The following is a 19,487-nucleotide window of genomic DNA, read 5'->3' as shown; positions in this document are numbered from 1 at the left end:
TGCACGCCGAGTTGTCATCAAAGGGGTGGGGCTCAAGTGGGCCGCACCGACCATCACGCTACCACCCTTAGTTCAAGCTTCCACATGTTGCGTCCGGCCGCAGTGTACTCGTGGATTGCGATACCGCTTCCTTCAATATCCATCTGCATCGTCGCAACGAGCCAGTCGGGCGGCATGATGCACGGCAGGTCTTCGGCGACCAAGACATCTATAAGTTCGGCTTCCGTGGAAAGACCGCCACGGGTTTGCCGGTCATTTCGGTCCAACGTCCAGAGGTATCTCTGCACCATCATGTTCAGTCCACATTTGAGTCGAGCGAGCTGACTAGTTGGGGGACGACGTGAAGTAAAGAACAAGTGCGTAGCGGATTGACCGAGTGGCCGGCTTTCTCATTCCTCGTTCAGAAATTCATAGACCGAAGCATTGTCCTGTTTCTCACGCAGGCCTTTGTACGACGCATGTCGAAGATGTCCGTCTGTGGTCCACCCCCTGAAGTCAACTTCTGCAATCAGTGTCGGCTGAGAGAAAACCAGTCGTTTTCCTTGCATTGGGACCGCCGGGCTCTTTGTTGCCAGCTTGTCGAGCATCCGCTTCAGATCGATGGCATCACGCTCTTTGAACCCTGTCCCGACGGAGCCAACGTACTTCCAGTCGTTCCTTTGGCGCGCCGCTAAGAGGAGGCTGCCAATACCACCACGGGCGACGCTGCTTTGCTCATACCCGACGACGATGAAGCTTTCGCTCTGGACACATTTGATCTTGAGCCAATCGCCAGTTCGCCCAGATCGGTATTTGCTCTCCCGGTTCTTGGCAATTATGCCTTCCAGGCCATGTGAGCGGGCCGTTTCGAGAAGCTTGTCGCCATCACCATCGACCTCTTCAGAGAGCTGTATTGCACCCGTCGCGCCGTCGAGGAAATCCGTGAGCAAGTGACGACGAACCGACAGCTCGGTGTTTGTCAGCAGGTGACCGTCAAAGTATAGAAGGTCGAAGGCGAAGAAAACCGCTTCCGTCGAGACCCGTTTACCGCTCCGACCGCCAAAGGACCGCTGCAATGCGCTGAAGTCCGAGCGACCCCGGTTGTCGAGCACGACAGCCTCGCCATCCAGTATCGCCGACCCGACACCCAAGTCTCTTGCCGCCTCGGCGATCGTGGGAAATCGAGACGTCCAGTCATGGCCACCGCGCGTCAGAATGCGAATGCCGTTAGGCTCGATATGGACCGCTACCCTGTAGCCATCGAATTTGACCTCGAACGTCCAGTCAGAGCCGCTGGGTGCCTTCGACCTAAGCAAGGCGAGGGCGGGCTCGATTCGATCGGGGATCGCATCGAATGGCAAATTTGGTTGAGCAGGGTCTCGCGTTTTCCGGGGAGCCGACTTTGCAATTTGGTCGTCTCGCAACAATGGTTTGGATCGACTACGCATAAGATCGGGCCCTTATCGAAAGGTCGGGATTGCCTCTTCAATTCTGGACTCAATCGTTTCGCAATCGATTCGTTCCTATTCGGGAATTCGGCGTCTAAGTAAAGTCATGACTGACGTATTGGCTTATGGGACGGGGTGCGTTAAATTGGGAATGGGCTTGATGACTGATCCTCTTCGTAATCCTGTCCGCTCCTATGCTCATTCCTTAGCATCACCTTTAGCGCCACCTCCACGGCGCTATTTTTTTGCCTGGTTTTCTTGACGAGCCGCCAAGCCCCGCTACTTGCTTACAGGAACGTATCCAGCTTTGACCCAAGCACGCAACGTTCACCGCTGACCTCCCTTAGATCAGCAAAGGAAAACCCTCACAGTGGCTGTGAGGGTTTTTCTGCGTTTATCGAACTGGAAGGCCGCCTCTCAAGCTTATCTAGCGTGAGACGAATTGCAAAATCCCGTTTCGGGCGGATGCGGGTTTGAAACGCTCGGCATTGTTTTCTGACGTCTGTGACCTGGACGATCCAGGCCTCGGGCGCGATCTATGTCCTCGCCGCAGTTCCCGACGTGACCACCGGAACGACATTGCAGGGCCGACTAGCGATCGGGACTCTCAAGCAACCTTGCTGGCGAACGCCTCTGCAATTTCAGCAGCTTCCAACCTGGCAGAGGTCTTGTAAGGGTAGTGTTTCCAGCACCAGTAGTCTTGCTGCGCACTTTGCCAAAACCGAACCCTGCCCAATCCCCGCATTCGCACTTGTGGGCGGCGAGAACAGGTGAACGCTGGAGCGTTGGGCGGTCTATGTCACTCATTTGGCAAGCTCTGTCTGGAGGAGAGGGCGAGATTATCTGTTCCCTTTTTGTTCCGATCACTTTAGAATGTCAACTCTTTTTGATAAGGATCACAGGGACCAACGTTCATGGGCAAACGCTTGACGCAAACGACCATAGATCGTGGATGGCCATATCAGGTTGCCATCCTAGCCGTCCATTCTGAAGGGAGCCTTGCGGATGAGCAGGCTCTTTACTGCAATCGGTTACTCCGCTGCATTATGATCAACTCAATCACCTTCGAGGGACAAACCTACAAGGTGAATTGCTTCGCGACGCGAGCGGGAGTCGAAGCGTTCATTTCGAAGTTCGGCGGGGAATGGTTCGACCCGCGAGAGCGAGGGCGGGGCGTGAATGCTGACATGTGGCTGAAAGGGTCTAGCTTGCGGTCGCGAGGTGAAAGGCCATGATGACCAAGCCTTCACTGTCGCCGGCTCCTAGACCATATTTGAGGAGCTTCACTGCGGTCATCAATGTTGGCGGTTTTTTTGCGGAGATAACGCGGGGCGCGAAGCCGATTGCCGACCTGAACCGGATGCGCGATGAAATGGGTGATGTCCATGCAGTCAGTGCCAGAAAAAAGGGCCAGCTGAAGACGATCGGAACATAGAGACTACGAATTGCGACGATGGCAACGCAAAAGGCCCACCGGGTAGCATTGCGGTGGGCCCTCCGACGTCAACAGAAGCTTACGCTTTGTCGACAACCTTCTTGACTGCTTCTTTGGCTTCGCCCTTGGCCTGTTGCGCATCGCCCTTGGCTTCCTGCGCAATGCCCTTGGCCTGCATCTCACGGTCGTCGGTGGCTTTGCCTACGGCCTGACGGGCTTTGCCCGCGAATTCGTTTGCCTTACCGGAAACCTTGTCAGCTGTGCTGCCCATCGAATTTCTCCTTTTAGAAACTGAATTGTTTCAGTGAGATATCAACGGCGGTCGTACCAGATCGTTCCATGCCCGGACACTCGCTGCCGGCTTACGACGTCCAATCATGCTGCATCCATAACCGGCTCGATCTTCAGGAGCTCGTCCGGCAGGGGCCGTTGCAGCGCCTTTGCCTTCTCCCAGGGAGCTGTCAGCCAGGTTTCAACCTCCTCCTTGGCTGTCAGGATGACCGGCATTGCCTTCTGGTGGATTGGAGCGACGACCCCATTCGGCTCGGTGGTCAAGAAGGCGAATAGATCGATGGTCACCAGACCATCCTTGACCTTGCGAACGCTGGTCCAGTCCTTGACCCATAGACCGGCAAAGAACATCAGTGGATCGTCACCCGTACTCGCGAACCACGCATTCGGTGTCCGGCCTCCCTCGATCTTGCTTGCCGGGTCAGGCTCGGCGAACCGGGTGAATGGGACCACACAACGGTTCTGCACGCCGAGCCATCGCTTCCAGTGCTGGCTGGATGTATTTCGAATGTTGGTCGTGCCGCCGTCAGGCTCCATCTTGAGCAGTTCGTTGAAGTCGAAGATCTTGCCCTTGGCCCGGAGCTTGTCGGCCCGCTTGCCGGCTGCATCAAGGAGAGCCTTGCTGGAGGAGGGCATGCCCCAGCGCACCATCGCCAGCTCACGCCGATCTTCGTTGTTCCTGACGATTGGGGCAAAGCGGTCCGGAAATACATCGATGGACGGCTCCATGTTGCCAATGATGTCGTGCGTTATTGCCACAAAGGATCGAATGGCTTGCTGGTTGGTCGTGATGTTGTAGGCGTTGCACATGGATTGCCCCCTCAATCGTCGTCCGAAAGGTCGAGCATTTCCTTTCGATGTTCAAGCCTGTCGATCTCGGCCGTCAGCATGCCGTCGTACCTGTCTACGTAAATCCTTTAAGGGTAAAGCCATGGCAGCCGAAGAAAAGATTTCCGAAACCCCTCCAGAATCTGTTGAGCGAGCCATCGCGTGGCACGGGCGAGACCTCCGCGCCATGATCGAAACGTTGATTGCGGATCGTCAGCACCTGCGCGATCAGCTGGACACGGCGACGAGATGGATGAGTAGAGGATGACCCGGGGCTGGCAGCCCAACCCTGAACGTTAGTCGTCATATCCAACGGCTCGGTGGGAAGGTGGTCAGACGCCGCGCTTGTTCCCCCACAGGAGGACATGCAGCTGAGGCAGTACCCTCGCTTCGAACCAACGATCCTCGGTGACCTTGCCGACCAGCCAGTGCATTCGGTCCATCACGCCATCGATGTCGACGACAGCCTCTTCTTCTGTCGGGGGCGGTGGGGTGTGGTTTCCTGGTTGGAGAAAGATGGGGTAGGCGGGAAACCGATTGGCGACGCCTCGAGCAAACGCGTAGTCGGCATCGTCGAACACCACCATCTTGATCACGGTCTGCGGACGGTCCGCCGCCAAGCTGAGGCAAGACGAGAAAACCTCCCAGTCGGGGTCCATTCCGCTGGAGGGCGGCTTGGGGCTCAGAACGAGTGCATCAAGCCGTCCGAACCAGTCCTTTGCGATACTGCCCTGCGTTTCCAAGGCGAACCGGTAGCCTCGCTCATGTCCGAGGTCGATGAGCGGTCCAAGAGGCTGGATGGCGGGATTGCCGCCGGAGAGCGAAATCGTCAGAGGTATTCCGCCCGCGAGATCGTCGACCTCTGCCAGAACGTCAGCTGCGGACATCGGACGCCAATCGTGCCGGAACTCGCTGTCCACGGCATGAAGGCTGTCGCACCAACTACATCGGTAGTCGCAGCCGCCAGTCCGAACGAACACGGTGGGCAGTCCGATCAGAGCCCCTTCGCCCTGGATGGTTGGCCCGAAGATTTCGCTTACCCGGATATCGGCGGTCACGGGCGATACTCCGCCCAGGTCTTGGGCGTCTCGCTCACCCTGACCGAGGAAGTCTCCGGGAAGCGCTCCCTGCACCACTCGAAGAAGTGTCTGGCCAGAAATTCAGACGTCACCTTTTCATGCCCGAAGACATCGTTGAGATGCCTGTGATCCAAAGTGTCGTCGATGTAACGCTTCAGGATCGAGAGGTCGCTGTAGTCCCGGACAAAGCCGTCGGCGTCGAGCTCGGCAGCCGCAAGCTCTACAACCACGATGTAATTGTGCCCATGGAGCCTGGCACACTGGTGATCGGCGGGCAGGTGGCTCAGCTGATGCGACGCCGAGAAATAAAATTCCTTGGTGATCCGGTACATCAACGCACCTCTTCCGCCGAATAGCGCGACACGGCTTCGGACCAGAAGTTCGGGTCCTCGTAATGCGTGGGATCGGTGTGCCCGGCGAGGTGGAACGCCTCGCGCCGCTCGACACAGGTGCCGCAGCGGCCACAGTGGCGTTCGCCCCCTTTGTAGCAGGACCAGGTCTCGGCAAAGGGAGTGCTGTGATTTGCCCCATCAACGACGATAGCAGCCTTCGAGAGGTTGACGTATGGGGCGAGTAGACTGACGTCTGCGTATCCATCCAGCGCGCGCGCCTGCATAGTTTGAAATGCGTCGATGAAATCGGGCCGGCAGTCGGGATAGATGAAATGGTCTCCGCCGTGGACGGCCACTGCGACAGCGTCAGCCTTTTGCGCGGCCGCGAGACCGAATGCGATCGAAAGCATGATGGCATTCCGGTTCGGGACGACCGTCGACTTCATGGTCTCTTCGGCGTAGTGGCCATCCGGCACCTCGACGTCATCAGTCAGTGCCGACCCTGTCAGGTGCGCGCCGATCGAACGGATGTCCAGGACGTGGTGTGGGACGCCGAGCCGCTCCGCGCAGCGAGCCGCGTACCCGATCTCCTTGTTGTGGCGCTGGCCATAATCGAATGAGATGAGGCCGATAAGTTGGTTTTCCGTTGCGACCCTATGCGCAAGCGAAACGGAGTCCAGTCCGCCGGAGCAGACGACGAGTACTTTCATGTTGTGATCCCTTGTTTTGATGAACCGGGTGGGCTGCGACCGGTTAGCGGAGCGCTTCTATTCGGAAAAAGCCATCGTGGGAAGGGGGAGCGTTGAGTCTTGGCGATCGGTTGGCCCGCTCTACCTGCTTCGCAGAGAAATGGAGAGAATTATGAAGGTCCAGAAATTCAGCCTCGCAGATGCAGACCTTACCAAGTCACCCGGACAAGATGCGGATATTTTTGTGGGCAAACTCGTCGATGAGCGCCACGGCGGACCTATCACCGTCGGATACGGCCGCTACGCGCCCAACCAAACATTGACCGAAGCGATGGCGGTTGACGACGTTATGATCGTCATCGAAGGGCGGCTCGCCGTTTCGACGGGGGCCGGCACAGTCACGGCCGGTCCAGGTGAGATTGTCTACATGCCCAAGGGGGAGGCCGTTACGATTACGACGGAAGGCGAGGGGGCTCTCACGGCGTATGTGACCTATCCGCATTGGGCCGAACATCACGAATAGAGCCGGCCAACATGAGGGCTTAATAATGAAACGGGTTCTTTTGATCGGCATCCATCCTGACGCGGTCGATACCTCCGATCCATCCCTTCCGGCCGGGCTTACCAGTGAGAAAATTGCCGTGGGCATCAGGCTGACCCTCTCCGACTTGCAGAGTAGGGGCTGGGACGCCGGCTTCTGCGCTCTACGGCCAGCGACGGCTCAGGCAGATGTCGAAGCCTCACTCGCCGAGCACTGGGATTGCGTGGTGATTGGCGGGGGTATCCGCATTCCACCGAGCAATCTCGAGTTATTTGAACTCGTCGTCAACACAGTCATCCGGGTTGCGCCGGGCACCGCCATCGCATTCAATACGTCGCCTGAAAACAGCGCCGACGCGGCCGAGCGATGGCTGAGGTGACTGGGACCAGCCGATGGCAGTCTGAAAAACAAAAAAACGACTGTCGCCGACTAAAACCATTCGCTTCGTCAACGCCCATTGATACAGATGGCGCTTGTCAATCAGGGAGGATAGCGACATTACCAGCGTCAACAATGCAGATCATAACCCACGCCGCGTGACCGACATGGATGTACTCATCGGAATGCGTCTTCGTGTCGCACGAGTTTCCGCTGGATTGAGTCAAACGGTCGTCGCCGACCATCTGGGGATTACATTCCAACAGGTCCAGAAATATGAACGTGGTGCAAACCGCATTGCGGCCACGACGCTCAACAAAGTCGCTGCCCTCTTCGGGGTTTCGATCCTTTATTTCTTGGAAGAAGGATCGGGGGAAGTTGCGTCCGCGGAGGTGCCGCTGCGGCCAAAGTCGACAGACTTGGCCATGACCAAACGGGGCCAACGGCTACTGAGATATTTCGCGGCGTCGCCGGACAAGGTCCAGACCGCGGTCTTCAAGTTGCTTCAAGCCACTGGAGGCGACGAAGGAGAAAATGATGACTGACTGGCTGAGGGATTGATCTATTACCGGAGAGGTCGAAGTTGGCCTCGGCGGGCGCAGTCGCCCAAATTGACGACGTCCACCATCCTGTCGGCCTCTTCGGCTTCCAGCGTATCCAGTAGGACCCCGTGAAAATCGACCGGCCATCCCGTGAAGATGTCGATGATTGACCAGTACTGGTCGTCAGCGTTCTTGGAGACCTGGTATCGGAGATGGGGCATATGTTGATGGTAGCGCGCGGACGGATGTAGGCAAGCCCCGGAGGCCACATCCATTGGATGCCGTCACTGCAAGGTCTGATGGACCGCGGGGTCTCTCATGGCTACGTGTTTTGTAGCCAGCGGGGCTTCTTCGCTTGCCCACACCAACATCGCCAGCGCGGCGACCCCGAGATAGCCAAGTTTGCTAGTTATGGCGCTCCGCGCAGCCTGAGCACGGGTGCAGCCGGTCCTAGTTATCGAGTTCATGTAATCGCGCTCGCTCCAGGTTCGTCCGGGGAAGCTACGCCTTTCTTTGAGTCGGTCCAATCCCCAGATCTGAGCTGGAGGGATATGGTCACCTGTGCACGGTGTCTAGGAAATACGTGCGCGGTCTCGGTCGGTTTGTACTCCCAGATTCCAGAATTTCGAACATCTGGTAAGCTCCTGATTCTGCGGGAAAAACCAAAGTGCAGAGCCGTCAACGTTACTAAGTTTGAGACGATACTTCCTAAAAAATCGGGCGCAAATTCCTTAGAAGTTCGAATGATTGCTTGTTCGGGCAGCCGAACAGTTTTTCGCCGCCGCGCGACATATCGGACAACAAAGATGGTAATTTCAGCGTGACCCAATGCTCGCTGTCGTCTGTGGGTCGGCAAGATCGTGGCCAAAAGGGTTTGCAGCCACTTGAAGGGTCAGGACAACGATCGCAGCGGAAAAAGAAACCAGACGGGATGCCATGCTGAACCTTGGATAGAGAAACGCGAACGCACTACCTATCGCGCTCGGACGACTATAGGTTCCAAGTGTCAATCATTCGTAAAAAGAGCCGATAAGTTCGGAGGACGGTTCAGTGGGCAACTTGACGCAAGAACGGGTTGGCATCCTACTCGCCAGATTTCTGCCCCTGAGGTAACATCAGTAGACCTTCGGGAGGCGAGATGACTTTTACACAAAAGCTGATGACCTTGGCAGTGGCCCCGCTCGTCGTTGTGACGATAGCCGTCACGATGTTCCTGACTTGGCAGTCGACACGCCTTGCAAAATCGAACATCGAAGCGTTTCAAGAAAGCATGCTGAGTTCAAAGCAAGCCGAGATCGAAAACCTGACAAACGTGGCCCTGTCGTCAATCAGCTCGATCTACTCGAGTGCGGCACCGGACGACGTTGAAGCCAAGGCACGCGTATCGGAAATACTCATGTCTCTCGACTACGGCAAGGACGGATATTTCTTCGTTTATGACTTCGATGGCAACAGCGTCGTCCATCCCCGGCAGCTCTTTAGAAACGGCAAGAACTGGATGAGCCTTGTCGATCCCGATGGCGATCGGGTCATCAGCGAACTGATTAAGACAGCGCGGAGCGGTGGCGGTTATCATCGATACAAGTGGCAACAACCATCGACGGGCGCGCTGTCCGACAAGATTTCGTATGTGGTCGCGTTGCCCAAATGGAATTGGATACTCGGAACGGGAGCTTACCTGGACGACGTGGCAGCACAGGCCAGAGCTGCCAACTTGGCGATCCAGGATCGAACCCGGCAAAGTTTCGTCCTTGTTGCATTGTTCGCGTTGCCTGCTGTGTTCATCGTCTTCGCCACCTGCATTTTCGTGACTTTCGACCAGCGAAAGCTCGCAAACGCCGTGCAAAAGCAGCTGACGCAACGGGTGATCGAGACCCAGGAAAGGGAGAGGTCGAGGCTCGCCCGCGAGCTGCATGATGGCATTTCTCAGGAATTGCTGGGCGTCCGTTACGCGATGGAACTCGCAGGCAGGCGTGCTGGCGACGTTTCGCCCGAGCTGAACCGCGCGATCGAGGAAACGATCTCGACGCTTAATACCACCATCCGTGAGATCAGAAACATATCCCACGACCTTCGGCCTCGAGCCCTGGACGACATCGGCCTCGTTGCCGCGATCAAAAACCTTTCCGAGAAGTTTTCTGCTCGTTCGGGAGTCGCGATCTCGCTGGATGCGGACGGCTTTGTCGATGATCTTGTTCCCGATGCGCGCACGGCACTGTTCAGGGTGACCCAGGAAGCGTTGAGCAACGTCGAGCGACACGCCGGCGCGAGCCGTGTGTCTCTACGCATGTGGAATGAGCGTGGAAGAACCCGCATGCAGATATCCGACGATGGGCGGGGCGTCGATTTCAGCCGAACCCCACAGGCGAGAGGGCTTGGAATGGAAAACATGCGCGTGCGGATAGGGCATTTCGGCGGCGTTCTGTTGATCGACGGAGACGCAAATGGGACGCGCCTGCTTCTCATGTTGCCTAGATCCGCCAGCCACCAGGCCGCTGACAGCGGGGCAGCTGCGTGACCGGGCCGATATCGGTTATCCTGATTGACAACCACCCCGTTGTCGCTGAGGGCCTTCGCGGAGTTCTGAACACTTACTCCGGGATCGAGGTGGTTGGCGTGGCGTTCGACGTTGAGACGGCCTTGCCCCTGGTTGCAGAGAAACGGCCGGCTGTTGTTCTGCTGGACATCAACATGCCCGGGATCAATGGAATCGACGCCATCTCAATGGTGAAGGCGCTCCATCAGGCTACCCATGTCGTGATGCTGTCGATGCACGACACCCGCGAGTACATCTCGTCGTCGATCCTCCGCGGAGCCTCCGGTTACGTCCTCAAGGACGTCGCAACGGCAGAGATCGTAGAGGCGATAGAAGCCGTTGCCCGTGGCGAGACTTACTTCTCGCCTGCTATTCGCGAAACCTTGCTTAGTCAGGGGAGAGAGGCGCAGCCGGAAAAGATCACCCAGCGAGAACACGAGGTTGCCACTCTTATCGCAAGCGGCAAAAGCAACCGGGACATTTCAGGGGTGCTCGGGATTTCAGAGGCCACCGTCGAGACCCACCGAAAAAACCTCAAGCGTAAACTCGGGGTTTCGTCCACGGCAGAATTGGTTCGCTTCGTCCTAGAACATCCCGAGCGCCTGGTTACGCTACCCAGTAGTGGGTAGACGCCGACCAGAATGGCAGATCGGCCTCTTGCGATCTGACCGCTCCAAGGGCTAGCCCATGACATGCGCATGGGGGAGGACCTGTGCCTGGGGAGGAACTCGCGTTGCGTGCGGCCATAGGCCGATACGCTGACGATCGGTGCCTCTCCGGCCAAAGCTGATTTTGGGCCGGTTTTCGAGAGGATCGATGACGTGGACACGAAACCCACCAGTAAAGCAGCGCTCTGGCTGCTGGTAATTCCGTATATTGGGCTTCTATGGGTGCCCTTCTACAATTTCAGTGAGCCGTCGCTCTTCGGCTTTCCGTTCTTCTACTGGTACCAGCTCGCGTGGGTGCCGATCACTGCTTTCCTGATCTGGATCGCCTATCGGAGCGTGCGCCATGACGACTGAGATCGACACCACGGCGCTGGCCGTCTTCATCTTCTTCTTCATCCTGGTCACTGTCATGGGCTTCGTCGCAGCCCGTTGGCGCAAGCCCGAAACGCTTGCCCATATCGACGAATGGGGCCTTGGCGGCCGCTCGTTCGGCACCTGGATCACCTGGTTCCTGGTCGGCGGCGACTTCTACACGGCCTACACCGTGATCGCTGTGCCGGCGCTCGTTTACACGGTCGGTGCTTATGGCTTCTTCGCACTGCCTTACACGATCATCGTCTACCCCTTCGTCTTCATGGTCATGCCGGTTCTCTGGAAGCGTGCCAAGGACTTCGGCTATGTGACCGCAGGTGACGTCGTGCACGGCCAGTATGGCTCGCGAGGCCTTGAGCTTGCGGTCGCAGCCACTGGCGTTATCGCGACGATGCCTTACATCGCTCTGCAGCTGGTCGGCATGACCGCTGTCCTCAAGGGGCTTGGCCTTCACGGCGAGCTTCCGCTGGCTATCGCCTTCATTGTGCTGGCGCTCTACACATACTCTGCAGGCCTGCGCGCTCCGGCGTTGATCGCTTTCGTCAAAGACATCATGATCTACATCGTGGTGATCGCGGCCGTGGCGCTCATCCCCTCGAAGCTCGGAGGCTATGCCAATGTTTTCGCTTCGGCTGACGCTGCCTTCCAGGCGAAGGGCTCCGGCAACCTGCTGCTCGGTGGCAACCAGTATGTCGCCTACGCGACGCTGGCGCTCGGTTCGGCGCTCGCGGCCTTCATGTATCCCCACACGCTGACCGGCATCTTCGCTTCCAACAGTGGCAATACGATCCGAAAGAACGCCGTGCTGCTGCCCGCCTATACCCTGCTGCTCGGACTGTTGGCCCTGCTCGGCTATATGGGACACGCAGCCGGCCTCAAGCTCGATAGCGCCAACGACGTCGTCCCGGCTCTGTTCAAAACCCTCTTTTCGGGATGGTTCTCCGGTTTCGCCTTCGCGGCAATCGCCATCGGCGCGCTTGTACCGGCGGCTGTCATGAGTATTGGGGCGGCCAACCTCTTCACCCGCAATTTCTGGAAGGCCTACATCAACCCCCATGTCAGCGATGCGGGCGAGGCGAAGGTCGCCAAGAGCACCTCGCTGGTCGTCAAGATCGGCGCTCTGCTTGTCATCCTCTTCCTCCCGACGCAGTTCGCTCTCGACCTGCAGCTTCTCGGCGGCATCTGGATATTGCAGACCCTACCGGCGCTGGTATTCGGCCTGTACACAAACTGGTTCCGTGCCCCGGCCTTGCTTGCCGGTTGGTTTGTCGGGTTCTTCGGGGGGACGTATCTGGTTTGGGACGCGGGGTGGAAGCCTCTCCACTTGGTCGCCATCGGCGACGTCAGCTTTACGATGTACACGGGCCTGCTCGCTCTTGCCGCCAATATCCTGATCGCCGTCGTTCTGAACCTTTTGACTGCCAAGCGTTCAGTCTCGACCGCGCACTGAAGTTTGGCGATTTCTGACAATGGTGAAGGCGCGCTGGTAAACGGCGTGCCTTCATCGCCACCGCTTCGCCCAGCATGCGGGGGTGTCCGCTAGCCCAGCATTCTGGATAGGGCCTTCGCTGCTATCTTGGACACTGTTCCGAGATGGTCGGCAACCGTGGCCCGGCGGCCTAAGGTCGGCAGAGGTTCGGTCTCCTCGTAAAACCGAACCTCCCCGTGGTCGCCTTCTCAGCGAAGCGCAACGCCGGCCTTTTAGGCACGCGAGATTCAGTCGTCAACGGCCGTCAGGGCGATTTTCGGGATACGCAATTCGGTGGCCCGGCCTGAAACCTGAACGCGTCGCACGCTAACTCCATACTTGATGAAATCGGCTAGCCGCTAACGACCGATAACCTTGCGCACGATCTTGATCAGGGTTTCGGGATCAAAAGGCTTTGTCAACCACCCCGTCGCTCCGGCCGCCTTGGCCTGTGCCTTCACATCGCCATCGGATTCCGTCGACAGGAAGATTATCGGGACGCCCGCTCCGATTGGCTGTTTCCGGATTGCTTCGATCATCTGCAAGCCGTCCATGCCGGGCATGTTTAGATCGGTGATGATCAGGTCGAAGACGTCCTGTTGCGCTGCGGCTAGACCTTCAGCGCCGTCGCTGGCCTCGACGACGGAGTAGCCTGCGTTGGAAAGTGTGACATTGATCGTAAGGCGAATGCTAGCAGAGTCGTCAACTGTTAAAATGCGTGCGAGGGTCATTCAGTCTCCAGGGTGCGTGAAGGTGAGGGTGGCAAAATCGGGGAAAACCTCTAACTATTTGTGTTCCCCCGATCCTGATATGAGGGATCGACCCAGAAATGGCGTAGAGCCCGAAGCTTAATCCTTCTCAGCCCGAAAACGGGCATCGGTACCGTAAAAGCCGCGCATCGCAAGCGCTCACATCGGAGACATGCCAGTGTCCTCGATGCTGCCATCTACTCAGTCGGCGACGTAGATCAGGACAGGCAGCCTTTAGAATGGCAAAAAATAGGGGCTAGAGCCTCTAAGGTAGCGCGCCGCTTAAAAAGGTCCGCAGAGGCGTTTGCGCGATTGCTCAAATTGGTTCCTTCCTTCGAAACTCGACGCCCAAAGTGGCATCTACCCGTTTTCGCACGTCGAATGTTGACATGCCTGAGGCCATCAGCTTGCTGAACTCGTCTCTCATCCGGATATGGGCCTCAGGATATTTCCTAAGGGCCGTAGGAAGCGGGTTGCCGCTCCGAAACGCCTCCTTGGCGGCCGCGCCGCCGAAGCGGTCGGCTGCCAGTTTCCCCATTCACCTGCGCTACCTCGGTGAAGACCACCTTCACGATCTATCTCAGCGGCGGTTCGGGGCTGCCGTTGTGCATGAAGCCGACACCTCCGGAAACTTTGGTAAAGCGGCCCCGTCGATAGGAGTAGTCGCGGATCATGCATCGAACACGAGCTGGCAACCCGACAGCTTGCCTTCCTTCATGTATAGCATGCTCGACACGTCCAGAGTGCCCGCGATCCTATCCAGCATGGTATGGAGTTGAGACGATTGCACTTGTGCGGGAAGTCCCGCCAGCGTTGTGATCGCGATCTGCATTGAAGGAAAGGGAAAAGCCCCTCATCGTCAAGGCCGCTCAGGCGTCTTGAGGTCCAGCATCGCGGTATCACGAACAAGCCGCGCCAACTCCCGCTCATCGTGGATGCCGAATTCGAACCAGTCGACCAGCATCTTCGCTGTGACCTGACCTTCGTCGCTGCCCTTGTCACAAGAACGCTCCGCGCACCAATCGGACAGGATGCGATCCAGTACCAGCATCGCTTCTGCAGTCAACGGCTCTCTCGGCCAATCGGTCGTCGCCATGTCATTCCCCCAGCTTTCCGTCACCGTATCGACTATAGCGCAGTGGCAACACTCGCTGTCAAATGGGGAGGATTTCGGGGGCCGGTTGCGATGGCTCGAACTGCGGCGGGAGCGAATGACACCGTTTCGCCGCCGGCACAAAACCGATCTCGTCCAGCGTCGATCTAAACGGGAACGGTTCTTGCACGGTTTCCATTCGGTAAAGGTGATGGAGCGCAAGTGTCATGAATCGGTACAGCTCGCAAGAGTTTTCGACGCTGATGTTGGTGCTGGAGGATCGCGAGGCGTACAAGATCAGGACGCTCGACGACATGGCCACAGTGCTGCTTAACCTATGGCCTGACGAGGACGGTGAAGACTACGTCATCGCGATCAAGGCGTGTCTAGACGCTAAGCTCGGTGAGGTTGCCCCTGAACTCGCGAGGCGGGCGCTCATCAAAGCCGCGGAAGAGGTCGGCGTGGGAGTAATCACGATCGTGCATTGATGGGCGCAGGAGCAGTTCGACGTCAACTTGTTCGGGGTCATGGACGTTGTTCGCGAAACCCTTCCACATTTTCGCGAAAACCGTTCAAGCCTCTACATCAACGTAAGCTCGGGCGCTGGCGTCGTCGGCCTTCCTATGATTTCTTATAAAACGCTTCAAAGTTTGCCTTGGAGGGATTCTCAATTCGCTATTTCTACGAACTCGCGGCTCTCCGCATCGGGGTCAAGATCGTTGAGCCGGGTGGGGTGCTAGTTCGGCCAGCGCAGCGGCAAAGAGTTCTCTTCAACGCTGGCGCCTTCGCTCGATGCGGTAGCGTCTGGCCAGTGGAAGATCGGCGCTTTGGTGAGCTTCGCCGGACTCTTGCCACTCGCGCCATCTGGGTCGTTCCGAACACCGAACCTCAGTGCTCTTACTGGCTCAGCGGACCGAACAATTCCACCCACCGCCTCGACATCGGCCGCGCGCCAGCTGGAAGCGGCCGGGTTTGATGTGACCTTGAAGGTGGTGAAGGGCGTCGGACACATGATTTTGGTGGAAGAGGCGGAAACGGCGTTGCGGTTCCTTGGCCAGCTCGCGATCGCGCTCCTCGGTGTCTGCCGCCTGAAAGGCCGTCAGATACCTTTCGTTCGCCTTTCATCACGGCGAGAATTGTCCGCCTTGCCTATCCTACCTCAGGATGCCTCCAGCTAACCGGCGAACGTCTCCTCTTCGCACCCCTCCGATTTCTGATTAGCTGTTCGTCGTCAGGCAGGACTTTGAGGTGTGCATCGCGAGCGGCAGCGACGAAGGCCTTTCGGGCCTGCGCCGGCTCAAGCTCGCCCTGTAGCGATCGCAAGCCGGCGGCGAATGCGTGCCGCCATGACATGTCGTTGACTCGACGCGGCCATTTCTCAGAAGTCAGAATGCCCAAAAGTCCTGAAATCGTGGATGCGGTCGCAAAATGCTGGTTGCCGGGCAGGGCAACGGCGATCTCCTTGATCGACGTCACAAGGATGCCGTCCATCGCTCACCTTGCCTTTCCTGACTTCAATTCTGCCGCAACTGATTTGCGAAGTGCATCCATGATGTTGACGACGTTGGACTTGGCCGAAGCATCCGGCTCGCCCCTTGCCGTCTTGTTGGAGGGCTTCATCGCTTTCTTCTTCTTGGCGATAAGCTTGAGAAGGCTATCCTGTATGGGGTCGCTGGCCATGTCAGGTGACCAATGCGCGGATTTCTTCCTGATGAGTTGCTGCACGAGTGGGATCAAATCGGGATCGGCCTCGTTGTCGATGTCCTCGAAGTAGGATTCTTCCGGGCGAACTTCATCGCCGAACCGCAACGACCAAAGGACGATGCCTTCTTCCCGGGGCTCGAGGATCACGGCCCGCTCACGCCGCCCGATAACAAGCTTCGACATTCCGACGACCTTGTCGGCTTTCATTGCGTCGCGGATGACGGCAAAAGCCTCGTTGCCCACCGAATTGTCCGGCATAAGGTAGTGCGGCTTCTCGAGATAGACGGAAGCAATGCTGTCCGCGGGAACGAACTTTTCTATGTCGATCGTCTTGACGGTCTCGAGTGCCACCGCGTCAAGGTCTTCGTCGGTGAGTATGACGTAATCATTTTCACCCCGAGCGTATCCTTTGGCATCGTTCCCGTCCTCGACCAGCTTGCCAGTGACGGAGTCGATATATTGCGAGACTACCCTGTTTCCGGTGAGCCTGTTTAGCGTGTGGAATCGCACCTTCTCCGACTCCGAGGTCGCCGGGGTCATGTTCACCGGGCAGGTGACCAGCGAGAGCTTCAAATACCCTTTCCAGTAGGGGCGAAGTGCCATTTTCTAGCTCCTAACTTGCTTTGCGCTGCGGAACAGCCTTGGAGGAGGCGGCCTTTTCGGCTGCTCCGCGCGCAGCGCGCTGCCTGCCAGTGCCAGCATTGGCATTGGCCGCAGTGCGTTTCGGTTTATGAGAGGCGGTCTTCATTAGCCCCGCACTCTCGCGTAGGGCGGCAAGCAGGTCGCTCGGCTTGGAAACCTCGACGCTCTTGCGCTTCGGCAGCGCCTTACCTTCGATCTTTGCCTTCACCAGCTCGGCAAGCGCCGCCTCGTAGCGGTCTTCGAATGACGCCGGATCGAACTCGCCCCGCTTTGTGCCAATAATGTGCTTGGCGAGCGCTAGCATCTCGCCCTCGATGTTCAGCTTTGGCATTTCCTCGAATGCCTTCCTGGAAGATCGGACCTCGTAGTCGTAGTTCAGCGTGGTTGCCACTAGACCGTTGCCTTGCGGCCGGATGAGGACGGTTCGCATCCGCCGAAACAGCACGGCCCTCGCGATAGCGGCGACCTTCGACTTCCTCATCCCGTCTCTGAGGGCCGCGAAGGCCTCAGCGCCCATCTTGTCCGGCGTCAGATAATAGGGCTTGTCGAAATAAATATCGTCGACTTCCGAGCTCGGGATGAAGGCTTGAACATCCAGCGTCTTATTGCTCTCGGGGATTGTTGCGGCCACTTCCTCCGGGTCTATGATGATGAACTGGCCGTTTTCAATCTCGAACCCCTTAGTCTGGTCTTCGCGCTCGACACGTTCTTCGGTCTCGCTGTCGATGAAGACGCGGTTGACCCGGTTGCCCGTAACCTTGTTGATGGAATTGAAGGTGATGCGCTCTGACGTGCTGGCCGCGGTATAGAGGGCGACGCCACAGCTTACTTCGCCGAACTTGAGAAATCCCTTCCACTGCGCTCTATGTCCCGATGCCATACGCCATACTCCGAATCACTAATACGTGACTCAAAGACGTGCGAGCGTGATTCGTTCCGACTCAAAACGAATCATTTTTCAATGGCTTATGGAATCTTCTTAGGAAATTGATTCACGCCGAAATGCTGGGGCGTCGGTCTCGTGTAACGACGGCAAGAGCAGCTGCTGGCCCGTACGCAAGGTACGGCCGCTCCACCGGCAAGCGAGGGAGCCGGTACCGCCGCCGGCGCCCAGGAGCCGAGACCAACCTATTGGTTTTTGACGCAGGTCCGTCTTCGTTCTCCTGTCCACTCCTATGCTCAATTCCGAGCATCACTTTTAGCGCCTCCTCCACCGGCGCTATTTTCCTGGATTTATTGACGCGCGGCAGCATGAGATCCACGCGTCAGTTGAAATCGGCGCTTCTTCGCTCGTGTCGCCGACAAACGAACAATGCGGCGCCCCCATCCTCGATCCGGTATCGAACTTAGCAGCTGCGCGCTGCCGATCGAAAGTCGTGCGCCAACGCTGGTATGCAAAGGATCGGAAGCAAAACGCCCGGCATAATTTTCTTTCCCCGATCAAGTGACGCGCCTAGAATGTGGTCTTAGGAGAATTTCGGTGTACAATATTTCGCATTTCCCTCCAGGCACGACCGACGGAAAATGGCCCTTAGAGCGTCGTGCGGTTCTCGACTGGCTCGTAAACGAGACCTATTCCCAGCGATTTCTTGACAATCTTCTCGTCGATTTGTGCGAGCGTCTGGTTGCTGGCGGTGTTCCGGTGGCTAGGTCTTCGCTTCACCTCAGGATCCAGCACCCGCAGTGGCAAGGTGCGAGGATCCTGTGGCTGCCGGGTGTACAAAACGCCCATATCGACACGTTCGACTACGACGTTGATACTACCGAGATGTTCCTTCGTAGACCGGCCACGGAAATTTACAATGGAGCATCCGAAGTTCGGCAACGCCTCGACCCGCATGACGATGGCATGGGCCAGTTTCAACTCTTCGATGAGCTTCGTAGAGAAGGGTTCACCGACTATGTCGCTTGGCCGATCGATCACACATTGGGCAAACGCCATGTCATAACTTTCGCGACCAGGCAAGTTGGCGGGTTCTCTGAACACGAGGTGAACTACCTGCGGGATCTGTTACCCGCGCTCGCCTTGGTCAGCGAAATCCGGATGAAAAACGCTATGGCTCGCACCTTGTTGGAGACTTACGTGGGCCCACATGCGAGCGCCGAAATTCTTGCGGGTGCCACGACGCGCGGCAGCGGCAAGACCGTGAGCGCCGCGATCATGATTTGCGACCTCCGCGATTTCACGGCGCTATCCGATCTTTGGCCGCGCGATGACGTTATCGAAATTCTCAATGGCTATTTCGATGCCTTATGCGAACCCATAGAAGCCAGAGGCGGCGAAATCTTGAAATTCATGGGCGACGGACTCCTTGCTATCTTTCCACTGGATAATCCGAACGCCTGCGCAGACCTCCTGCAATCCATCGAAGACGGTCGCAGGCGCATGGACGACTTAAACCTCAAGCTAGCAGGTAGGGGGAAAACGCCACTAAGGTATGGAATCGGCGTTCACGTTGGCGATGTCATGTATGGGAACATCGGTTCTCGAAAGCGGCTGGATTTCACAGCGATTGGTCCTGCAGTCAATGTCGCCTCCCGGTTGGAGGAGCTTACGAAATTGCTCGAGCGGCCCGTCCTTCTATCTTCCGATTTCGTGCATTCAGCTAGCCTGAACGAAACATTTGTAGAGCTTGGGTCGCATTCCCTTAGGGGCCTCGCGTCGCCGGTAAGGGTGTATGGAATTGCCGATCCATCAACCGCCTGACATTTT

At 57.5% G+C, this 19,487-nt stretch carries 24 protein-coding genes; 12 read left to right on the top strand and 12 right to left on the bottom strand.

Annotation, left to right across the window (positions count from 1 at the left end; genetic code table 11):
• Positions 1-53: 53 nt before the first annotated feature.
• Together AC1DV9_RS12275 and ligD are read right to left on the bottom strand one after the other, a co-directional pair.
• The gene (locus AC1DV9_RS12275) at positions 54-293 is read right to left on the bottom strand and encodes a hypothetical protein (protein ID WP_477948071.1); all 240 of its coding nucleotides are present in this window, start codon (positions 291-293) and stop codon (positions 54-56) included.
• A gap of 96 nt (positions 294-389) precedes the next feature.
• On the bottom strand, positions 390-1,427 hold the full coding sequence (ligD, locus tag AC1DV9_RS12270; RefSeq protein ID WP_477948070.1) for a non-homologous end-joining DNA ligase: 1,038 nt from the start codon (positions 1,425-1,427) through the stop codon (positions 390-392).
• Between the two features lie 1,231 nt (positions 1,428-2,658).
• On the opposite strand from ligD, the gene AC1DV9_RS12265 reads away from it, so the two are divergent.
• On the top strand, positions 2,659-2,862 hold the full coding sequence (locus tag AC1DV9_RS12265) for a hypothetical protein (RefSeq protein WP_477328473.1): 204 nt from the start codon (positions 2,659-2,661) through the stop codon (positions 2,860-2,862).
• A gap of 79 nt (positions 2,863-2,941) precedes the next feature.
• Here the strand turns inward: AC1DV9_RS12265 and AC1DV9_RS12260 are convergent, their stop codons facing one another.
• Together AC1DV9_RS12260 and AC1DV9_RS12255 are read right to left on the bottom strand one after the other, a co-directional pair.
• Complete coding sequence (locus AC1DV9_RS12260; RefSeq protein ID WP_477328475.1) at positions 2,942-3,133, bottom strand: CsbD family protein; 192 nt, start codon at positions 3,131-3,133, stop codon at positions 2,942-2,944.
• A 104-nt stretch (positions 3,134-3,237) separates the two neighbouring features.
• Positions 3,238-3,963 (bottom strand): SOS response-associated peptidase, encoded by a 726-nt coding sequence (locus AC1DV9_RS12255; RefSeq protein WP_477948068.1) that lies wholly within the window; start codon positions 3,961-3,963, stop codon positions 3,238-3,240.
• Positions 3,964-4,084: 121 nt separating this feature from the next.
• On the opposite strand from AC1DV9_RS12255, the gene AC1DV9_RS12250 reads away from it, so the two are divergent.
• Positions 4,085-4,249: a hypothetical protein gene (locus AC1DV9_RS12250; RefSeq protein WP_477948066.1), complete on the top strand. Its 165-nt coding sequence runs from the start codon at positions 4,085-4,087 to the stop codon at positions 4,247-4,249.
• Between the two features lie 64 nt (positions 4,250-4,313).
• Here the strand turns inward: AC1DV9_RS12250 and queE are convergent, their stop codons facing one another.
• The 3 genes from queE to queC are packed head-to-tail and all read right to left on the bottom strand — an operon-like array spanning position 4,314 to position 6,102.
• On the bottom strand, positions 4,314-5,039 hold the full coding sequence (gene queE / locus AC1DV9_RS12245) for a 7-carboxy-7-deazaguanine synthase QueE (RefSeq protein WP_477948064.1): 726 nt from the start codon (positions 5,037-5,039) through the stop codon (positions 4,314-4,316).
• On the bottom strand, positions 5,036-5,392 hold the full coding sequence (gene queD, locus AC1DV9_RS12240; RefSeq protein ID WP_477948062.1) for a 6-carboxytetrahydropterin synthase QueD: 357 nt from the start codon (positions 5,390-5,392) through the stop codon (positions 5,036-5,038). Before queD ends, queE begins: the two co-directional genes overlap by 4 nt.
• The gene (gene queC, locus AC1DV9_RS12235) at positions 5,392-6,102 is read right to left on the bottom strand and encodes a 7-cyano-7-deazaguanine synthase QueC (RefSeq protein ID WP_477948061.1); all 711 of its coding nucleotides are present in this window, start codon (positions 6,100-6,102) and stop codon (positions 5,392-5,394) included. The genes queD and queC overlap by 1 nt, the downstream gene beginning before the upstream one ends.
• 151 nt (positions 6,103-6,253) lie before the next feature.
• Between queC and AC1DV9_RS12230 the strand changes: the two genes are divergently transcribed.
• The 7 genes from AC1DV9_RS12230 to mctP all read left to right on the top strand — a co-directional run bounded on the left by AC1DV9_RS12230 (position 6,254) and on the right by mctP (position 12,568).
• Positions 6,254-6,604 (top strand): ethanolamine utilization protein, encoded by a 351-nt coding sequence (locus tag AC1DV9_RS12230; protein WP_477948059.1) that lies wholly within the window; start codon positions 6,254-6,256, stop codon positions 6,602-6,604.
• 25 nt (positions 6,605-6,629) lie between these two features.
• Positions 6,630-7,001: a hypothetical protein gene (locus AC1DV9_RS12225; RefSeq protein ID WP_477948057.1), complete on the top strand. Its 372-nt coding sequence runs from the start codon at positions 6,630-6,632 to the stop codon at positions 6,999-7,001.
• 166 nt (positions 7,002-7,167) lie between these two features.
• On the top strand, positions 7,168-7,545 hold the full coding sequence (locus AC1DV9_RS12220; RefSeq protein ID WP_477948055.1) for a helix-turn-helix domain-containing protein: 378 nt from the start codon (positions 7,168-7,170) through the stop codon (positions 7,543-7,545).
• A gap of 1,135 nt (positions 7,546-8,680) precedes the next feature.
• Complete coding sequence (gene mctS / locus AC1DV9_RS12215) at positions 8,681-10,060, top strand: two-component system sensor histidine kinase MctS (RefSeq protein WP_477948053.1); 1,380 nt, start codon at positions 8,681-8,683, stop codon at positions 10,058-10,060.
• Positions 10,057-10,707: a two-component system response regulator MctR gene (gene mctR / locus AC1DV9_RS12210; RefSeq protein WP_477948051.1), complete on the top strand. Its 651-nt coding sequence runs from the start codon at positions 10,057-10,059 to the stop codon at positions 10,705-10,707. The genes mctS and mctR overlap by 4 nt, the downstream gene beginning before the upstream one ends.
• A 192-nt stretch (positions 10,708-10,899) precedes the next feature.
• Positions 10,900-11,100, top strand: a complete 201-nt coding sequence (locus AC1DV9_RS12205; protein WP_112444283.1) for a DUF3311 domain-containing protein — start codon at positions 10,900-10,902, stop codon at positions 11,098-11,100.
• Positions 11,090-12,568 carry a monocarboxylate uptake permease MctP gene (mctP, locus tag AC1DV9_RS12200; protein ID WP_477948049.1) on the top strand — a complete coding sequence of 493 codons (1,479 nt, stop codon included), beginning with the start codon at positions 11,090-11,092 and terminating at the stop codon, positions 12,566-12,568. The genes AC1DV9_RS12205 and mctP overlap by 11 nt, the downstream gene beginning before the upstream one ends.
• Positions 12,569-12,945: 377 nt before the next feature.
• Here mctP and AC1DV9_RS12195 read toward each other — a convergent pair whose 3' ends face one another.
• Complete coding sequence (locus AC1DV9_RS12195; protein ID WP_112389174.1) at positions 12,946-13,317, bottom strand: response regulator; 372 nt, start codon at positions 13,315-13,317, stop codon at positions 12,946-12,948.
• A gap of 877 nt (positions 13,318-14,194) precedes the next feature.
• Complete coding sequence (locus AC1DV9_RS12190; RefSeq protein WP_477948047.1) at positions 14,195-14,431, bottom strand: hypothetical protein; 237 nt, start codon at positions 14,429-14,431, stop codon at positions 14,195-14,197.
• A 224-nt stretch (positions 14,432-14,655) separates the two neighbouring features.
• Here AC1DV9_RS12190 and AC1DV9_RS12185 point away from each other — a divergent pair, with 224 nt between their 5' ends.
• Together AC1DV9_RS12185 and AC1DV9_RS12180 are read left to right on the top strand one after the other, a co-directional pair.
• Positions 14,656-14,916, top strand: a complete 261-nt coding sequence (locus AC1DV9_RS12185) for a DUF982 domain-containing protein (protein WP_112389171.1) — start codon at positions 14,656-14,658, stop codon at positions 14,914-14,916.
• Between the two features lie 39 nt (positions 14,917-14,955).
• A complete protein-coding gene (locus tag AC1DV9_RS12180) occupies positions 14,956-15,168 on the top strand; it encodes a hypothetical protein (RefSeq protein WP_477948045.1) in 213 nt (70 codons plus the stop codon).
• Between the two features lie 409 nt (positions 15,169-15,577).
• On the opposite strand, the gene AC1DV9_RS12175 is transcribed toward AC1DV9_RS12180, so the two are convergent.
• Genes AC1DV9_RS12175 through ku (AC1DV9_RS12165) form a run of 3 tightly spaced genes read right to left on the bottom strand, consistent with a single transcriptional unit; the run spans position 15,578 to position 17,654 of the window.
• The gene (locus tag AC1DV9_RS12175; protein WP_477948043.1) at positions 15,578-15,919 is read right to left on the bottom strand and encodes a DUF982 domain-containing protein; all 342 of its coding nucleotides are present in this window, start codon (positions 15,917-15,919) and stop codon (positions 15,578-15,580) included.
• Positions 15,920-15,922: 3 nt separating this feature from the next.
• On the bottom strand, positions 15,923-16,735 hold the full coding sequence (ku, locus tag AC1DV9_RS12170) for a non-homologous end joining protein Ku (protein ID WP_477948041.1): 813 nt from the start codon (positions 16,733-16,735) through the stop codon (positions 15,923-15,925).
• Positions 16,736-16,745: 10 nt separating this feature from the next.
• Positions 16,746-17,654 (bottom strand): non-homologous end joining protein Ku, encoded by a 909-nt coding sequence (ku, locus tag AC1DV9_RS12165; protein ID WP_477948039.1) that lies wholly within the window; start codon positions 17,652-17,654, stop codon positions 16,746-16,748.
• A 600-nt stretch (positions 17,655-18,254) separates the two neighbouring features.
• Between ku (AC1DV9_RS12165) and AC1DV9_RS12160 the strand changes: the two genes are divergently transcribed.
• Positions 18,255-19,481: an adenylate/guanylate cyclase domain-containing protein gene (locus tag AC1DV9_RS12160; protein WP_477948037.1), complete on the top strand. Its 1,227-nt coding sequence runs from the start codon at positions 18,255-18,257 to the stop codon at positions 19,479-19,481.
• Positions 19,482-19,487 lie beyond the last annotated feature (6 nt).

The organism is Rhizobium sp. 01L410, from assembly GCF_056400165.1.
Note: the sequence above shows the minus strand (reverse complement) of the source record. Positions and strands in the feature narration are given on the sequence as shown.